At 71.8% G+C, this 16,544-nt stretch carries 15 protein-coding genes and 1 pseudogene; 13 read left to right on the top strand and 3 right to left on the bottom strand.

The annotated features are described in order from the left end of the window. The first annotated feature begins 113 nt into the window (after positions 1-113). Positions 114-1,592 carry a glutamate--cysteine ligase gene (locus AB0B40_RS28365; RefSeq protein WP_345059272.1) on the top strand — a complete coding sequence of 493 codons (1,479 nt, stop codon included), beginning with the start codon at positions 114-116 and terminating at the stop codon, positions 1,590-1,592. A gap of 130 nt (positions 1,593-1,722) precedes the next feature. Here AB0B40_RS28365 and AB0B40_RS28360 read toward each other — a convergent pair whose 3' ends face one another. Then, positions 1,723-2,142 (bottom strand): helix-turn-helix domain-containing protein, encoded by a 420-nt coding sequence (locus tag AB0B40_RS28360; RefSeq protein WP_362266257.1) that lies wholly within the window; start codon positions 2,140-2,142, stop codon positions 1,723-1,725. A gap of 144 nt (positions 2,143-2,286) precedes the next feature. Here AB0B40_RS28360 and AB0B40_RS28355 point away from each other — a divergent pair, with 144 nt between their 5' ends. From AB0B40_RS28355 to AB0B40_RS28330, 6 genes are all read left to right on the top strand, one after another. Then, entirely contained in the window at positions 2,287-2,937 is a 651-nt protein-coding gene (locus AB0B40_RS28355) for an NAD(P)H-dependent oxidoreductase (RefSeq protein WP_345059268.1), read from the top strand. 372 nt (positions 2,938-3,309) lie between these two features. Then, positions 3,310-3,591, top strand: a complete 282-nt coding sequence (locus AB0B40_RS28350; RefSeq protein ID WP_362266255.1) for a hypothetical protein — start codon at positions 3,310-3,312, stop codon at positions 3,589-3,591. Between the two features lie 283 nt (positions 3,592-3,874). Continuing rightward, complete coding sequence (locus AB0B40_RS28345; RefSeq protein ID WP_345059264.1) at positions 3,875-4,039, top strand: hypothetical protein; 165 nt, start codon at positions 3,875-3,877, stop codon at positions 4,037-4,039. Between the two features lie 2 nt (positions 4,040-4,041). Beyond that, positions 4,042-4,317 (top strand): DUF4190 domain-containing protein, encoded by a 276-nt coding sequence (locus tag AB0B40_RS28340; RefSeq protein WP_362266253.1) that lies wholly within the window; start codon positions 4,042-4,044, stop codon positions 4,315-4,317. Positions 4,318-4,623: 306 nt separating this feature from the next. Beyond that, positions 4,624-6,372 carry a glycosyl hydrolase family 18 protein gene (locus AB0B40_RS28335; protein ID WP_362266251.1) on the top strand — a complete coding sequence of 583 codons (1,749 nt, stop codon included), beginning with the start codon at positions 4,624-4,626 and terminating at the stop codon, positions 6,370-6,372. A gap of 132 nt (positions 6,373-6,504) precedes the next feature. Next, positions 6,505-7,386, top strand: a complete 882-nt coding sequence (locus AB0B40_RS28330) for a DMT family transporter (RefSeq protein ID WP_362266249.1) — start codon at positions 6,505-6,507, stop codon at positions 7,384-7,386. Between the two features lie 144 nt (positions 7,387-7,530). Here the strand turns inward: AB0B40_RS28330 and AB0B40_RS28325 are convergent, their stop codons facing one another. Next, on the bottom strand, positions 7,531-8,013 hold the full coding sequence (locus tag AB0B40_RS28325) for a carboxymuconolactone decarboxylase family protein (RefSeq protein ID WP_345059256.1): 483 nt from the start codon (positions 8,011-8,013) through the stop codon (positions 7,531-7,533). A 645-nt stretch (positions 8,014-8,658) separates the two neighbouring features. Between AB0B40_RS28325 and uppS the strand changes: the two genes are divergently transcribed. Both uppS and AB0B40_RS28315 read left to right on the top strand, forming a co-directional pair. Beyond that, positions 8,659-9,456: a polyprenyl diphosphate synthase gene (gene uppS / locus AB0B40_RS28320; RefSeq protein WP_362266247.1), complete on the top strand. Its 798-nt coding sequence runs from the start codon at positions 8,659-8,661 to the stop codon at positions 9,454-9,456. Continuing rightward, entirely contained in the window at positions 9,453-10,955 is a 1,503-nt protein-coding gene (locus tag AB0B40_RS28315) for an oxygenase MpaB family protein (RefSeq protein WP_362266245.1), read from the top strand. The genes uppS and AB0B40_RS28315 overlap by 4 nt, the downstream gene beginning before the upstream one ends. A 27-nt stretch (positions 10,956-10,982) precedes the next feature. On the opposite strand, the gene AB0B40_RS28310 is transcribed toward AB0B40_RS28315, so the two are convergent. Beyond that, positions 10,983-11,858 (bottom strand): SGNH/GDSL hydrolase family protein, encoded by an 876-nt coding sequence (locus AB0B40_RS28310; RefSeq protein WP_362266243.1) that lies wholly within the window; start codon positions 11,856-11,858, stop codon positions 10,983-10,985. 533 nt (positions 11,859-12,391) lie between these two features. Here AB0B40_RS28310 and AB0B40_RS28305 point away from each other — a divergent pair. The 4 genes and pseudogenes from AB0B40_RS28305 (at position 12,392) to AB0B40_RS28290 (ending at position 16,306) form a co-directional block, all read left to right on the top strand. Next, positions 12,392-12,547 (top strand): DUF6131 family protein, encoded by a 156-nt coding sequence (locus tag AB0B40_RS28305; RefSeq protein WP_189301413.1) that lies wholly within the window; start codon positions 12,392-12,394, stop codon positions 12,545-12,547. A gap of 496 nt (positions 12,548-13,043) precedes the next feature. Beyond that, positions 13,044-13,811 (top strand): polysaccharide deacetylase family protein, encoded by a 768-nt coding sequence (locus AB0B40_RS28300; RefSeq protein WP_345059244.1) that lies wholly within the window; start codon positions 13,044-13,046, stop codon positions 13,809-13,811. A 66-nt stretch (positions 13,812-13,877) separates the two neighbouring features. Continuing rightward, positions 13,878-14,470 (top strand): annotated as a pseudogene (locus AB0B40_RS28295) (extracellular solute-binding protein); the annotation flags it as partial. Between the two features lie 753 nt (positions 14,471-15,223). Then, on the top strand, positions 15,224-16,306 hold the full coding sequence (locus AB0B40_RS28290) for a CapA family protein (protein WP_362266241.1): 1,083 nt from the start codon (positions 15,224-15,226) through the stop codon (positions 16,304-16,306). Positions 16,307-16,544 lie beyond the last annotated feature (238 nt).

The raw sequence follows: 16,544 nt of genomic DNA, 5'->3' as shown, positions 1-16,544 counted from the left end.
TCCGCGACGACGTGTGCGCAGGTGCGCGCCCGGGAGGGCATCCGCTTGGTGGCCGTCGCGCGAGGATGCGACGCTGGGTGGAGAGGTGTCCGCCGAGGGGACCTGGAGGGCCGATGGGGCGTGACGTCCCGGCGCTCGTCTTCACCCGCGAGGACCGCCGCCGGTACCGGATCAAGATGCAGGAGTGCCTGGACGCGTTCGCGCAGATGCTGCGCGAGTCGCATTTCGACGCGGAGCGGCCCCAGGTGGGCCTGGAGATCGAGCTGAACCTGGTGGACGACGACGCCGAGCCGGCGATGCGCAACAGCGATGTGCTGGAGGCGATCTCCGACCCCGCGTGGTCCACCGAACTGGGCAGGTTCAACCTGGAGATCAACGTCCCGCCCCGGCGGCTGGTCGCGGGCGGTCCGGACGCGTGGGAGTCGGAGATCCGGGCCGCCCTGAACCACGCCGACCAGCGGGCGCGGTCGGTGGGCACCCGCCTGATCACGGTCGGGATCCTGCCCACGCTCCGGCAGGAGCAGATCGGTGAGGGGGCGCTGTCCGAGAACCCCCGCTACCGGCTGCTCAACGACCAGGTCTTCGCGGCCCGCGGCGAGGACCTGCGCATCGAGATCGACGGGGCCGACCGGCTGCGGACGCTGGCGGACACGATCACCCCGGAGGCGGCGTGCACCAGCACGCAGTTCCATCTCCAGGTGGCGCCCGAGGAGTTCGCCGACTACTGGAACGCGGCGCAGGCGATCGCCGGGGTCCAGGTCGCGCTGGCGGCCAACTCGCCGTTCCTGTTCGGCAGGGAGCTGTGGCACGAGACACGGATCCCGCTGTTCGAGCAGGCGACCGACACCCGTCCGGAGGAGATCAAGGTGCAGGGCGTACGGCCGCGGGTGTGGTTCGGGGAGCGGTGGATCAACAGCGTCTTCGACCTGTTCGAGGAGAACCTGCGCTACTTCCCCGCCCTTCTGCCCCTGTGCGACGAGGAGGATCCGGTGGCGACGCTGGGCCGCGGCGGCATCCCCGAACTGTCCGAACTCACCTTGCACAACGGAACGATCTACCGCTGGAACCGGCCGGTCTACGCCGTCGCCGACGGCCGCCCGCACATCCGGGTGGAGAACCGGGTACTGCCCGCCGGCCCGACCGTCGCCGACACCCTCGCCAACGGCGCCTTCTACTACGGGCTGACCCGGGCCCTGGTGGAGGAGGACCGGCCGGTGTGGTCGCGGATGTCCTTCTCTGCTGCCGAGGACAATCTGCACGCCGCCGCCCGGAACGGTATCGAGGCGCTGCTGTACTGGCCCGGGACGGGTGAGGTCCCGGTGCCGGAGCTGGTGCTGCGGCGGCTGCTGCCGCTCGCGCACCGGGGCCTGGAACGCTCCGGGATGGACGCGGCATGGCGGGAGCCGCTGCTCGGCGTCATCGAGCAGCGGTGTGTGACCGCGCGCAACGGAGCGGTGTGGCAGAAGGAGATGTTCCATCACATCGACGCCACCACGGGCACCGGCCGCCAGGAGGCGCTGCGCCGGATGACCCAGCTGTACATCGACTACATGCACCTCAACGCGCCCGTGCACACCTGGCCGGTCGACTGACCGGGCCCGCCCGGGGCGCGCGGGGAGGTGACCGCACGGTCGGATGCCGAGACGCGGTTCTCCGCGGACTCCCCCTGGGTGAAACCCGGGTCGGGTGTGCGCCGGCCTCATGGCGCCCGCCGGGTCGGCGTCAGGCGTGCGACCGCGCGTCCACAGCGTGCGGCTCCGCCTGGTGCTGTCGCTCCAGGGCCGTCTCGGGGCACGCCGCCGCGTCCGGCAGGTGGGACTTCGCCCACTCGGCGAGTTCGCGGAGCGCGGGTTCCAGGGCCGCACCGGCTTCGGTCAGCCGGTAGGAGACGCGCAGCGGGGGCCCTTCGTCGACCTCGCGCAGGACGAGGCCGGCCGCGCCGAGTTCGGCGAGCCGGTCGGAGAGCATGCGTTCGCTGATGCCGGGGACGGCCCGTCGGAGGTCGGCGAAGTAGGCGGGCTGTTCCACCAGGACGGCCACGATCGGGCCGCTCCAGCGCTTGCCGAGCAGTTCGAAGACACGGGTGATGCCGTCGTCCACCCTCTTGCACGCCGCACTGTCGTGGTTCTCCTCCGCCGCCATGGCCCCAGGGTACTACGCCGCCGTAGGGGGATGAAAAAAAGTAAGTCCATGTGTTAAAAGTAGTCCAGTACGAAAAATGAGCCCGCACTCCTGCCGTGCGGCCGCACCCCCTGTTCTGCTCACACAGCCCCTTACGGAGACCTCATGGCCACCCTGCTGCACATCGACTCGTCCGTGTTCCCGACCGAGGCGTCGGCCTCCCGCGCCGTGACGGAGGCCTTCCGCAAGCACTGGGAGGAGCAGCACCCGCAGGGCACGGTCGTCTACCGCGACCTCGCGGCCGAGCCGGTTCCGCACATCACCGCCGACGCGCACCTGGCCGGCTTCGTCCCCGAGTCCGCCCACACTCCCGAGCAGGCAGCCCTCTTCGCCGAGCGCGTCAAGCTGATCGAGGAGCTGGAGCAGGCCGACGCGATCCTCATCGGCGCCCCGATGTACAACTACACGATCCCCTCAACCCTCAAGGCCTGGCTGGACAACGTGATCCTCATGGGCCGCACCGGGGGCGAGAACCCGTCCGCCAAGGGCACCCCGGTCACCGTCGTCGCCAGCCGGGGCGGCTCCTACGCGCCGGGCACCCCGCGTGAGGGGTACGAGTACGTACAGAACTACCTCGAGGCCGTTCTCGCCGGCGGCCTCGGCCTGGACCTGGAGTTCATCGTCCCGGAGCTGACCATGGCGTCGCAGAACCCGGCGATGGCCGACCTGGTACCGCTGGCCGAGGCCTCCCGCGACCGCGCCTTCGAGGCCGCGGCCACCAGGGCGCGGCAGCTCGCGGAGCGCGTCGCGGCCTGACCGCCCCGGCGGCCCCGAGCCCCAACCCCCAGCCCCGGGGCTGCCCGCATGCGGCCCCGGGGACACCTCCGTACCCACGCTCACCGGCACCCGCGGCACGCGTGGCCGTCTTCGGGCCAGGGGGGCGCCCCGGTCCGAGCCGCCGAGCGACCGTCAACGGGCACGGGCACGGGCACGGGCACGGGCACGGGCACGGGCACGGTGTCCCCAAGCGGTGCGGGGGGGAATCAGCCGTCCGCGCGGTGGCGTACCGGTTCCCCCGGTTCCGAAAGGGCCGCCGGCGCCCCGCCGCACGCCCGACACGGCGACACGCGCGCACGACACCCGCGCGGTGCGGGACACTCCGGTCAGGGTGATGGAAACCTGCGCCCCATGAACAACCCTCCCAGCGTCAGCAGCTACGTCGACCGGGTCACGGCGGGGCCCGGCGGCGCGATGACCGACGAAGTCGGCGTCATCACCGGTGACCTCACCGTCGCGACCATCCTGCGCGCCGACGGCATCAGTGTGCGCGTCGCCATCCAGCACTCGGGCGATGACACCTGGTACACCCTCTCCGGCAGCCCCGCCCCGGTGCCGGCGGGCCGGCTCGCGGCCTACCACCGGGACCTGTTGGGCCGTATCCGGCGGGGCGGTGGGACGCGCGCCACCTGAGGGGACCGGGCGGCACGGGGGGCGGCACCCAGGGAAGCGGGCCTCACCCGCCCCCGGGCGCTGTCGGCGTTCCCTCAGGCACTCATGCGAGAACCGTCGGACCGTCAGGACCGCGCCACGGGTGCGCGATTGCTGCGTGAGACGGGCGCTCACGGGTAACCCGCGGTGTCATGAACGCGTTGACAATGTGGTCACAGAAGCCGCCGCACAGCCAGGCCGGCAATCCGCCGTCCGCCGCCGCCGCCCCCGCCCCCGCCCCCGCCCCCGCCCCGAGGAGGTAAGCGTGCTGTTCCTGGTGGTCGCACTGCTCCTGCTGGGCGTCGTCGTGGGCTCGGCGGCCTATCTCCCCTGGGCCGTCACCCTGCTGTTCGGCTCGCTCATCGCCGTCTGGCTCCTCGTCTTCGCGGGACGCGAACGGCGGCGCCGCGACCGGACGAGGAGGGTCTGACGATGCGGCTGACCGCGCCACCCTCACGCCGGACGGGCCGGCAGGACACCGAAGGCATGGCCGTGGCCTCCTTCGTGCTCGGACTCGTCGGCCTGCTCGTCCTCAACCTCGTCCTCGGCCCCATCGCCATCGCGCTGGCGGTCATCGCCCTGCGCCGGGACACACCACGCCGGTTCCGCGCGCTCCTCGGACTGGGGCTGGGCATCGCGGACCTGGTCACGCTCGCCGCCCTGATGTCCGTGCACGGCACGACGTCCTGGTCCGTCTGGGGCGGCTGACCGCGCCCCGCCCGGGACACCCGGGACACCCGGCATCCGACGCCCTCGGGCCCCCGCGCGGGCCCGAGGGCGTCGGTCTCGACGGGCACAGCGAACGAAGCGCGCGCCCGCACCCCGGTCATGACACTCCGTCAGGAGAGCGGCCGGGCCGAGCACGGTCGATTCCCATGAACGTGCAAAAGCCCACCCGCACACCTTGACCGTCAGATGGTCCAGACCAATCATGGCCTAGACCAATAGCCCCGGCCGGGCTGCACAGCGCGACCCCTGTTCTCTCGCCTGTCGTTCGCTAACCGGGAGTTCCCGATGAGACGTCCGAGATCCGTACGCGCCCTGCTCACCGGCGTGGCCACACTGGCCGCGTCCGCCGGACTCGCCCTGGGCTTCGGGGGCGCCGCGCACGCGGCGACCCCGCTGCCCGCGCACGTCTTCGCCCCCTACTTCGAGGCCTACAACGGCGACAGCCCCGCCGCGCTCGCCCAGGCCTCCGGCGCCAAGTACCTGACCATGGCCTTCCTCCAGACCGAGAAGAAGGGCTCGTGCACCCCGTACTGGAACGGGGACACCGCCACCCCGGTCGCCGCCTCGGTCTTCGGCTCCGACTTCACCACCATCCGCTCGCGCGGCGGTGACGTGATCCCCTCCCTCGGCGGATACGCCGCCGACAACGGCGGCACCGAGATCGCCGACAGCTGCACCAACGTGGACTCCATCGCCGCCGCCTACGAGAAGATCATCACCACCTACGACGTCTCGCGGCTCGACATGGACGTGGAGGACAACTCCCTCACCGACACGGCCGGTGTCGACCGCCGCAACCAGGCCATCAAGAAGGTCCAGGACTGGGCCGCCGCCAACGGCCGGTCGGTGCAGTTCTCCTACACCCTGCCGACCACGACGACGGGACTCGCCGACAGCGGACTCGCCGTGCTGCGCAGCGCGAAGACCGCGGGCGCCAAGGTGGACGTCGTCAACCTGATGACGTTCGACTACTACGACGGTGCCACGCACCACATGGCCACCGACACGCAGACGGCGGCGAGCGGGCTGCACGACCAGCTCGCCGGGCTGTACCCGAACCTGTCGGACACCCAGCTGTGGAACATGATCGGCGTCACCGAGATGCCGGGCGTGGACGACTACGGCCCCGCGGAGACCTTCACCACCGCCGACGCCACGACCGTGTACGACTGGGCGGTCGCCAAGGGCGTCAACACCCTGTCCTTCTGGGCCCTGCAGCGCGACAACGGCGGCTGCCCCGGCTCCCCCGCCTCCGACACCTGCTCCGGCATCGCCCAGGACACCTGGTACTTCACGCACACCTTCGCGCCCTTCACCGGCGGTACGACGACACCCCCGGCGAACGACTTCTCGGTCTCCCTCTCCCCCGCCACCGCCTCCGTCGCCCCCGGCGGCTCGACGACGGCGACCGTGCGGACGTCGGTGACCGCGGGCAGCGCCCAGGGCGTCGACCTGGCGGTGAGCGGTGCACCGAGCGGGGTGACCGCGACGCTCAGCCCGGCCTCGGTCACCGCGGGCGGCACGGCCACCCTGACGGTGAAGGCCGGCGCCTCCGCGGCGCCCGGCACCTACCCCCTGACCGTCACCGGCACCGCGGGCGCGACCAGGCACAGCGCCACGTTCACCCTGACCGTGAACGGCTCGGGCGGCACCGCCACCCTCGCCAACGGTGACTTCGAGACCGGCTCGCTCGCACCCTGGACCTGCGACAGCGGTGCCTCGGTGGTGTCCACGCCGGCGCACGGTGGCGGCCACGCGCTGAAGACGGCACCGTCCGCCGCGCAGACCGGGCAGTGCGCCCAGACCCTCACCCTGAAGCCCCACACGTCGTACACGCTCGGCGGCTGGGTGCAGGGGCCGTACGCCTACCTCGGCGTCAGCGGTGGCGCGACTGCCAGCTCCTGGGCCTCCGCGTCGTCGTGGTCGAAGCTGACGGTGCCGTTCACCACCGGCGACTCGGGCACGGTCACCGTGTACGTCCACGGCTGGTACGGCCAGGGTGCCGTCTTCGCGGACGACCTGTCCGTCGCCTGATCCGCTTTCTGCCGCCGGCCCCGCCCGGGAACCACCGGGCGGGGCCGGCCGCGCGGCACGGCGGCGCCGCCTTCCGTACGCTGAGAGAGCCCGATACTCCTCCGGGAGGTCTGCCGCAGGCAGGAGATGGCCGTGATCGAACTCGCCGCGGTGTTCGCCGTCGCGGGAGCGGCGAGCAACGCCGTGGGCACCGCGTTCCAGCGCAAGGCGGCCTCGGCGAGCAGCCGCAGCGGGCTCCGGCTGCTCGCGGAGCTGGTGCACCGGCCGTTCTGGATGATCGGCATGGCCGGCGTCGTCTGCGCCGCCCTGTTCCAGAGCCTGGCCCTGGTCAACGGTCCCCTCGCACTGGTCCAGCCGCTGTTCATCCTGGAACTGCCCTTCGCGCTGCTCGTCGCCGCCCCGCTGATGCACCGGCGGCTGCCGCGCTCGGGCTGGTGGGGCGTCGGCGGCTGCGTGGCGGGTCTCGCCGTTCTGCTGATCGCCGCGGCCCCGCACGGCGCGACCGATCAGGCGCCCCTCGTCCGGTGGATCCCGGCCGTGTGTCTGTGCGTCGGCGCGATGGCCGTGGCGGTGCTGCTGGCCGGCCGGGGACGGGCTCCGGCCCGGCGCGCCGCGTTGCTGGCGGCCGCCTCCGCGACCGGCAACGCCCTGACCGCCGCGCTGCTGAAGTCGGCCAGCGGCACGTTCGCCGACCACGGTTTCACGGCGTTCCTGCGGTCCTGGCAGACGTACGGCTTCGCGCTCGCCGGCGCCGCCGCCGTGCTCCTGCTGGAGAACGCGCTCCAGGCCGGGCCACTGGCCGCCGCACAGCCCGCGCTGACCATCGGCGACGCGGTGGTGAGCCTGATCCTCGGCATCACCCTCTTCGACGAACGGATCCGTACCGGGTGGTGGCTCGTGCCCGAGGCGTGCGGGGCCCTGCTGATCGTCGTGGGCGTGGCACTGCTCAGCCGGGCCGTCGGCCGGATCATCGTGCTGCCGGTCCCGGCCGAGGAGCAGCGCCAGCCGACGTGAGGCCGCTCAGGGAGCGGTGACCGGCGCAGGCGCGCCCCGGTCGGAGGTCAGCGCGTCGCGCAGGGCGCCGGCCTCTGCCGGCCCGACGCGACCGGCCAGGGGCGCCGGCCCCCGCGGGTCAGCCCACGGCGGGGTGCCACCGCCTCACGGCTCGGCCCGCACCGGATGCCGGCTCATGATCGAGACCCGGTTGAACGCGTTGATGGTGACGGCCACCCAGATCACCGCGGCCGTCTGGTCGTCGGTGAGCACGTCCCGCGCCATCGCGTAGGCGGCGTCCCGGGCGGCGGCATCGGCCGCGGCGGTGGTCGCCTCGGCCAGGGCCAGGGCGGCTCGTTCGGCGGGGGTGAACAGCTCGGTGTCGCGCCAGGCGGCGAGCACCCCGAGGCGCTGCGGGGTGTCGCCCGCCCGCAGCGCGGCCCGGGTGTGCACGTGCAGACAGTAGGCGCAGCCGTTCAGCTGTGAGACCCGGAGGTTGACCAGCTCCACCAGGACGCGGTCCAGCCCGGCGTCGGCGGCGACCGTGCGGACCGCCTCGGATGTCTGCACCAGTGCGTGGTACGCCTTGGGGCTCTGCTTGTCTATGAAGACCGGCCGGGCGGCGCCGGCCGGGACGGGACTGGTCAACCTGGTCTCCTGCGACTCAATTTTGTTGAACTTGAAACTATCATGCCGTCGGGACCGCGGGAGGGACGGATCAGCGCCTCGCCGGCAGACCCGCGATGGGCGGGAAAGCGGACGACGAGCAGGGCACGGTCGTCCGGCAGCTCCGTGCCCGGCACCTGGAGGAACAGGGCGCAGACGTCGTGGGCACCGAGCCCGGCGGTCGCGCGTGCGGACTGCGGAAAACCGCTCCGGACCGGCGTCGAGGCTCTCACCGCGGCGCCCGATCAGGCCGTCCGTGCGGCAGACCGGCGTGGTGTCGACGGGGACGTGGATCTCCCGCTGGGGACACCCGGCGCACCTGACCGGACCGAGCCAGTCGCTCCGTGGGGAAGCAAGCGTCATGACCGCCCCCGGAGTCCACCAGGGCCGGCCACCCGAGAACGCCCGGTGCCGACCACCCTGTCGCACGGATTCGTGTCCCGGTCGGGTTTACCCCTGGATCCGGCGTCCGCTCACGCCCTCAGACAGCAGTACCAAGGGTGAACCGCGGACGTTGCGCCGTCTCCGCAGCCCGTGCCTGACACTCTGCTGGAGACGATCCGGCCCGTCAGCCGAGAGGGCCGTGAAGTGGCGGAGGGTCCGCTCGTCGCTGCTGGGGGGGCAGGCGTGACGCTTGAGGAAGCCATCGACGGTTCCGCCGCGCTCCCCGGGCCGGAGCGGGGCCGTCCGCAGGGCGGGGGGCGCCGGAGGGCGCCCCGGCACGTCGCCTGTGTGATGGACGGCAACGGCCGCTGGGCGGCGATGCGGTCGTTGCCCCGGACATCGGGTCACCGCGCGGCGGAGGCGACGGTGATCGACGTGATCGAGGCGGCCCGGACGGCCGGTGTGCAGTGGCTGAGCCTGTACGCGTTCTCCACGGAGAACTGGCAACGGCCGGGCCCCGAGGTCGACTTCCTGATGCGGCTGGTCCGCCGCGTGGTACGCAAACACGCCCCGCTGCTGCACCTGCGCGGGATCCGCTGCCGGTTCCTCGGAGTGGCGGATCCGCGCATCCCCGCGGCGCTGGCCCGGGACTTCGCCGACCTGATGACGCTGACCAAGGAGAACCGGGGCATGACGCTGACCGTGGCGTTCGATCACGGCGGCCGTGGCGACATCGTGGCGGCGGCACGGTCGCTGATCCGCAGCGGGGTGCCGGCCGAGGCCGTGGACGAGCGGAGCTTCGCCGCTCACCTGCCCTTTCCCGACACACCCGATGTGGACCTCGTCATCCGTACCTCCGGGGAACAGCGCATCTCCAACTTCATGCTCTGGCAGGTCGCCTACGCGGAATGGATCTTCCCGCCGGTCCTCTGGCCCGATTTCCGCGCGGCCCACTTCCTGGAGTGCCTGCACACCTATCAGCAGCGCGATCGCCGCTTCGGCGGCGTGACGCCGAACGAGAACGGAGAGGGACGGCCGTGACCGACTCAGGCAGCAAGGGGTCCGCCGGCACCGGCGCCGGTGCCGATCACCACGACCGGGAACCCGGCCCGGCCGCCCACGACGACGCATCCCTCTTCGGCCCGGACAGCCGGTTCCACACGTTCTTCCACGACCCGCGCTGGGCGCTGGCCGTCGTCCGGGCGACCGTACTGGAGGCCGCCCACCCGCAGGTCGGGGCGGCCCTGATCGACAACTCCACGTTCGTCGCCCACCCTTGGCGCCGGCTCCGCAACACGGTGGTGAGCCTGCAGCGCATGTTCGGCCCGGACGACGACGTGCGGCACAGGGAGGCGGCACGGCTCAACCGGCTGCACGCGCGGCTGAAGGGCGCCGACGCGCACCACCGGCCGTACGACGCCATGGACCCCGAGGTGCGGGCCTGGGTGGTCGCGACTCTCTTCGAGAGCAGCGTGACCATGTGCCGCCTCAGCGGACAGCCCCTGGAGCAGAAGGTCATGGAGCGGCTCTACGCCGAATTCCGCTCCTACCTGGCCGCGTTGGACGGCGACGCCGACCATCTTCCTTCGACACTCCAGGAGTTCTGGCCGTACTACGACCGTGTGGTCGAGGAACGGCTGGAGAACACGGAGGCGATGCGGGTCATCCTCTACCGGCTCTTCGACCACCTCCCCGCGCCGCCGCTGCTGAACGGCCTGCCCACCATGTGGGCGGCCGGCCGCGCGGTAGCCGGTCCCGTCATCGGTGTGATCACTGTGGCGTCCCTTCCAGAACCCTTCCGCCGGCGCGCGGGCCTGCCCGAGACGCCCGGCGCCCAGACGCTGATGCAGAGCGCCTATCTGGCCGCGGGCCTCGCCCGGTTCCTCCCGGACGGCTGGATCCAGCCCGAGGGCATCATCAAGCTGCTCGCCCTCTCCCCCGGCGACGACGATCCCCGGGCCCGGACGATCAGCGCGCTGAGCGACCGGATGAAGCGGGCCGGCGCCCTGGTCCGGCTGCTCATGCCCCTCGTGCCGGAGCCGGATCCCGGCGGGGGGACCGGTACGCGCAGCGCCGAGGAGTTCTTCGCCGCGGTGCTCGACCAGACCGGGGACGGCTATGTGGACTGGCCGGACCTCGCCGCCATGGCCCGGGAGGTCGCCGGCCGTCTGGATCTGGACGAGCCGGACGAGACCCGGCTCTACGACGCCTTCGCCGGCTGGTGGCGCGAGCTCCAGGCGGCCCTCGACACCGACGGCGACGGACGGGTCAGCGCGCGGGAGTACGCCGAGGCCGTGCCGTCGCTCGCCGGTCCGGCCCTGATCAGGGTCGCCGAGGTCCTCTTCGACGTCACCGACACGGACGGCGACCAGCGCGTCGACGCGGACGAGTACCGGGCACTGTTCCGCCGCGGTTTCCGGCGGGACACGGCCGGCACCGGGGTTCCGTACACCCGCCCCGCGTTCGTGCGGGACTTCCTGTCCTTCATGTCGGGCCGTGAGCGCTCGTCCCCGTACGACCCACTGTTCAGCGACGCGTGAGCCGCGGCCCGGGCGGCCGGCGCGCGGTCAGCCGAGGCCGAGGGCGCTCAGGGTCTGTTCGGCCATGCGCCGCTCGCCGAGGGCGTTGGGATGGACCGGGACGACGTTCTGGCCGAACAGGAGAGGCTCGATCCACCGGGTGCCGACGGCCTGACAGGCGTCGTGTCCTGCGGAGACCGCGGAGAAGTCCACGTACGTGGCCCCCGTCTCCTCGGCGGCGCGCCGCACCACGGCGTTGAGGTGCGCCTGGAGGGAGTGCACGTAGGGCACGTCGCCGGTGGCGAGGGGCAGTCTGGCGAAGCAGGACGGGTCGGCCGTCGCGGGCGTGATCCACGGGTAGCCGAGCACCGCGACCCGGGCGTGCGGGGCCTTGGCGCGGACGCTGCCGAGCGCGGTCCTCAGCGCCGGATAGGTGTCGGTGTCGATCTGGTCGTCGAAGGACGTCCCGTACTTGTCCTTGCAGGGACTGCCCTGACCCCCGCTGAGGACGCCCGCGGTGCCGCAGGCGGTCACGGCGTTGATGAAGGTGCCGTTGTCGTTGCCGCCGATCGTCAGGGTCACCAGGTCGGTGTCGGCGGTGACCGCGTCGGCCTGAGGGGCGACGCCGGGATACTGGGCCTCGGTGACGTCCTTGGTCTGGGCGGCACCGCAGGTGACGTCCGTCAGCCGCGCCGCCGTCCGGGAGGCGATGACGCGGGGGTAGTTCGCGGTGGAGCGCAGGCAGAGCGGGCTGCTCAGGTCCACAGGCAGGACACCCGAGGCGGCGCTGTAACTGTCCCCCAGCGCCGCGTAGTCCAGACGGGCGGTGGTGGCCTGGGCGGGGACCGCGGTGAGACCGAGGACCAGCGCACCGACGGCCGCGGACGTCGCGGCGAGGACACGGCGCAGGGCAGGAACGGGCATGGCTCTCCCTCGTCGGGGCGGGACACGGGACGGACGAACGGGCATGGCGGCGTCACGGGCGCGGTGTCACGGGGCGCGCGGCATCGCCACAGCGAGACGGCTCCGTCGGGGCAGGGACGTACGAGGACCGTCCGGCGTGCGCAGGCGGTCCGGCGTGCGGGGACCGTCCGATGCGCGAAGGCGGTCCGGCGTGCGAGGACCGTCCGATGCGCGAAGGCGGTCCCACGTGCGAGGACCGTCCGATGCGCGAAGGCGGTCCGGCGTGCGTAGGCGGTGCGCGTGGGGCGTGCGAGCCGGCGGGGCGTGGCGGACCGCGCACGCACGACGGCGACGAGAGACCCGCCGCGGGATTACCGCGGGGTTCTACCGCTAAGTAATGTGAGGCCGCCGAAACGACGAGTCAACAATGCGGACCGAACTTCTTGAAACACGGACGGCTGCGATTCGCGAAGTTTTTCGTGCCCCGGATGCGATTCCGGCCGCATTGGGGGCACTCGTAGGTCAGGAGCACCACTACCAGCTGGAGGCACGTCATGATCGCCCTCGGCATCATCCTGCTCATCATCGGCTTCGTCACGGGTATCTCGATCCTGTGGACCATCGGCGTGATCCTGCTGGTGGTGGGAGCCATCCTGTGGATCATGGGATCCATGGGGCACGCGGTCGCCGGTCGTCGCCATTACTGGTGAGGCAGCCGGCCGCGACAAATGACCCCTTCCGGCCCACCCGCCTCGCGGGTGGGCCGGAAGGGGACGGGGGCCAGTAGCCCGTCGGCGGATTCCGGCGGGCCGCGGTTCACCTGCGGGCACGGGGTGCGGTCAGGCGCAGGTGCCGCTGACAGACGCCCTTGCCGCCGCGCATCGAGGGGGAGGCCGAACGGTGGTACGTGCCGCCGCCGATGGTGCCGACCAGCCTGCGCTGTCCCTTTCCGTCACTCCGGGCCGGCCCACACCGGGTACGGCTCCGCCCCCGACCGGCGGGTGTCGCCGTATTTCACCCGCATGACGCGCCGTTTCCCCCACCCCCCCACGTCTGTAACGCCGTTTCCGGACCCGCCCGGGAGCGCGACTGTCGCGGAAGCGCCCCGGAATTGTCCGTGATCCGTAACAGACGGATCCCGTGCTCCGACCCCGCCGTCCTGCCAGGTGCACGGGAACCCACCAACACAGCAGGGGGCGGACGGACATGGCGCGGCATGGCGGGCGGGGATGGTACGGCCGGGTGGTCGCTGCGGCGCTCGGAGTCACGGCGGTGGCCGCCGCCACCTCGGTGTGGACGGCGCAGGCAGGGCAGAGCGGCGGGGCGGCACCAGGTGAGTCCACCCGGCCCACCGCGCCGAAGGCGGCGCCGGTGTCCGTGGAGATCGTGCACGCCTCCGACCGGGGCGCGCACGCGGTCAACATCACCATCGACGACGGCCCGGACCCGACCTGGACCCCGCAGGTGCTCCAAGTGCTGCGGGACAACGGCGTGAAGGCGACCTTCTGCATGGTCGGCCCCCAGGCGGAGGCCCACCCCGGTCTGGTCAGGCAGGTGGTGGCCGCCGGTCACCGGCTGTGCGACCACACGGTGTCGCACGACACCGCCATGGACAAGAAGCCCGAGGCCTACCAGTCGCAGCAGATCATCGACGCGGAACGGCAGATAACCAAGGCGTCGGGCGGTGTGCGGCCGATGTACTACCGGGCTCCGGGCGGTGCCTTCACCCCCTACAGCCGGAAGCTGGCGGCCTCGCACGGAATGCGGCCCCTGGGCTGGAACGTCGACTCCAAGGACTTCGAGCGGCCGGGAAGCGCCGCGATCATCTCGACCGTCGAAGGCGAGCTGACCAACGGTCCCACGATCCTCTTCCACGACGCGGGCGGCGACCGCTCCCAGACGGTGGAGGCGCTGCACACCCTGCTGCCCTGGCTGAAGCAGCAGGGGTACGCGTTCGGTTTCCCGGTGCGCTGACGCACGTCCGCGGACGCAGTGAAACCGTCATTGCGCATGCCGCAACGCTCATGCGAGGAACCCTCCATGAACCTGTCCGTCCGCCGTGCGGGACTCATCGCGCTCGCCGCCGCCCCGGCCGCCGCCTGCGCGCCCCGGACCTCCGGCAACTCCCCCTCCGAGAGGACGAGAAGACCGGCACCCTGCGCGTCTGGCTCTTCCAGGAGGTCGACAACCAGCCCAAGCAGCGCGTCGTCGACGCTGTCCTCGCCGACTTCGGCAAAGCCCACGAAGGCTCCCACGTCACCGTCGAGTACATCCCGGTGGAGACCCGCGCCCAGCGGGTCAAGACCGCCTTCGACGACCCGGGGTCCGCACCCGACGTCATCGAGTACGGCAACACCGACACCGCCGGCTATGTGCGGGACGGCGGACTCGTGGACGGCAGGGTGTACAGGGCGCCGTACTTCGTCGGCATCCGGGCGCTGTACTACCGGACCGACGTCCAGCGCGAACTCGGCCTGCGCGTAGCGACGTCGCAGGCCGGACTGACCGCCACCGCGAAGAGGATCCGGGCCGCCGAGCCCGATCTGTACGGCCTCGCCGTCGGCGGCGCCTACATCTACGGCGCGATGCCGTTCATCTGGGCCAACGGCGGCGCACTGGCCTCCGGCAGCGGACTCGAAGTCCGCTGCACCGTCCGACTCAACGAGGATAAAATCGTATTCCAGTGCCGTGGAGGCCCGAGCCCGGGTCGCCGACGTCGTCAGTCTGCAGCCTCCGCTGCAGCCGGGTGCCGTCGCGGTGATCGGAGCGGGCCGCACGCCGAGGGGCGGGCTCGCGATCCTACTGAGCCTCCACAACGGTTCCTCCACAGGGCGGCTGTTCGTCGTGCCTCCGGGGCCGGAGCGATCGCCGGGGTACGCGCCTACCGGTCTGTCGCCGACCCGCCCCAGGCACCCGACCTGGAAGTCATCGCCGTCCCGGCGGCCCCATGACCATAACGCTCGGGCAAACGTGCGCACTGGCTCTGCACCGGCAGCGATCGCGCCCGCGGCAGCTGCCCACCACAACTCTCGCATCTGCCATGGAACGTACATCGGCCGCCGCCTTCCGGACGACAGCAATTCCTTGCCCTCTTGACGTCTGCTTGCGCCGGACCGGCAGCCGGTTCACGCATGAGGCCTCTACACCCGTGTCTTCTGCGGCCAGGCTGACGGCCGTGACGCTGAGGCGGCGCAGACGGCGTCGAGCGCGTGCGGCAACGGCGTAGGGGACACGCCGTTGGAGCGCACTGCGCGTAAGCTTGGGCGCCCGCTTCGTAGCATGAGACGATGATCAGGTCCGGCGGACATCGCCCTCAGCAGCGGCGCGAGCGGCAGACGGCGGTACGCCGTCACCTCCCTTTCGCCTTCGGTCTCGCTGGGACCGGCGTGTTGGTCATCGCGGCGTTCGTGTTCCGTGTCGGATCAGAGGGCGCAGCCTCTCTCGGTTCCGCCGATGTCCCGCTACGCACGACCAAGATCAAGGCGTCCGGTGCACCGGCGCCGCCGCCGCGCCCCACAGGCAACGTGCGGATCACTTCCGTGGGGGACGTCGTGATGGGCTCGCTGCCGGATGCCCTGCCGCCGGATGGCGGCGCCTCGTTCTTCGACTCTGTCGACGACCTGCTCGCCGGTGATGTGGTGCTCGGGAACCTGGAGGGCACACTCACCACCGGCGGGCCCAGCAAGTGCGACGACAACGACAGCCCGAACTGCTTCGCGTTCCGCACTCCGCCGTCCTACGGCCGCTGGTTCAAGAAGGCCGGCTTCACTGTCATGAACGTGGCGAATAATCACATCGACGACTTCGGGGCGGAGGGGCGGCGCGAGACGTTCGCCGCCCTGCGATCCGTGAACCTGCCGTTCACCGGCCGTCTGGGCCAGATCACCACCCAGCGGGTACACGGCATCCGGGTCGCACTGATCGGGTTCGCCCCCGACCGAGGGGCGAACGACCTCACGGACATTCCTGCCGCAAAGCGGCTCACCGCCCGCGCCGCGCGGATGGCGGACCTTGTGATCGTCACTATGCACGCCGGCGCGGAGGGCTCGGACCGCACCCACGTAGAGCCCGGCACCGAGTACTTCCTCGGCGAGGACCGCGGCGACAGCTACCGCTTCAGCCATGCGGTGATCGACGCCGGCGCCGACCTCGTGGTGGGCAGCGGCCCACACGTGATGCGGGGAATGGAGTTCTACAAGGGCCGACTGATCGCCTACAGCCTGGGCAACTTCGCCGCCTACGAGGTGCTCGGCCTCGGCGGCACCCTCTCAACCAGCGGCGTGCTACAGGTCACTCTCCGCGCCGACGGCTCCTACGTGTCCGGACAGCTGCGCCCGACCCAGATCGTGGAGCCTGGCACGCCGGAGCCGGGCGGGGAGGCAATCGACCTTGTATCAAGCGTGTCGGAGGAGGACTTCGGCTCGCATGCCGCCCACGTCTCGGCGGACGGTACGATTCAGCGCCCGTAAAGGGCTCCGCCGGGCGGAGACCTGGCAGTCCCCACACGAGTGCGTGCGCTCCAGTTGGAGGGCCACGGTATTCGATCGCCGGTAAGCCGTCGCTTCCTTTGGTTGATCTCCGGGGGCCTGGGACATCTCACCCGCTTGGACCTCGCAGCACCAGCAGAGCCGCCGGCGGGTCTGTGTAGCGATCGGTGGAACTCGGTCGGTTTTGTTCAACGTCGTCCGGCGGTGAGCCGGCCGTCGA

This window comes from Streptomyces sp. NPDC042638 (genome assembly GCF_040647235.1).
GTDB classification, from domain to species: Bacteria; Actinomycetota; Actinomycetes; order Streptomycetales; family Streptomycetaceae; genus Streptomyces; species Streptomyces rameus.
This window is presented reverse-complemented; position numbering and strand designations above follow the sequence as displayed.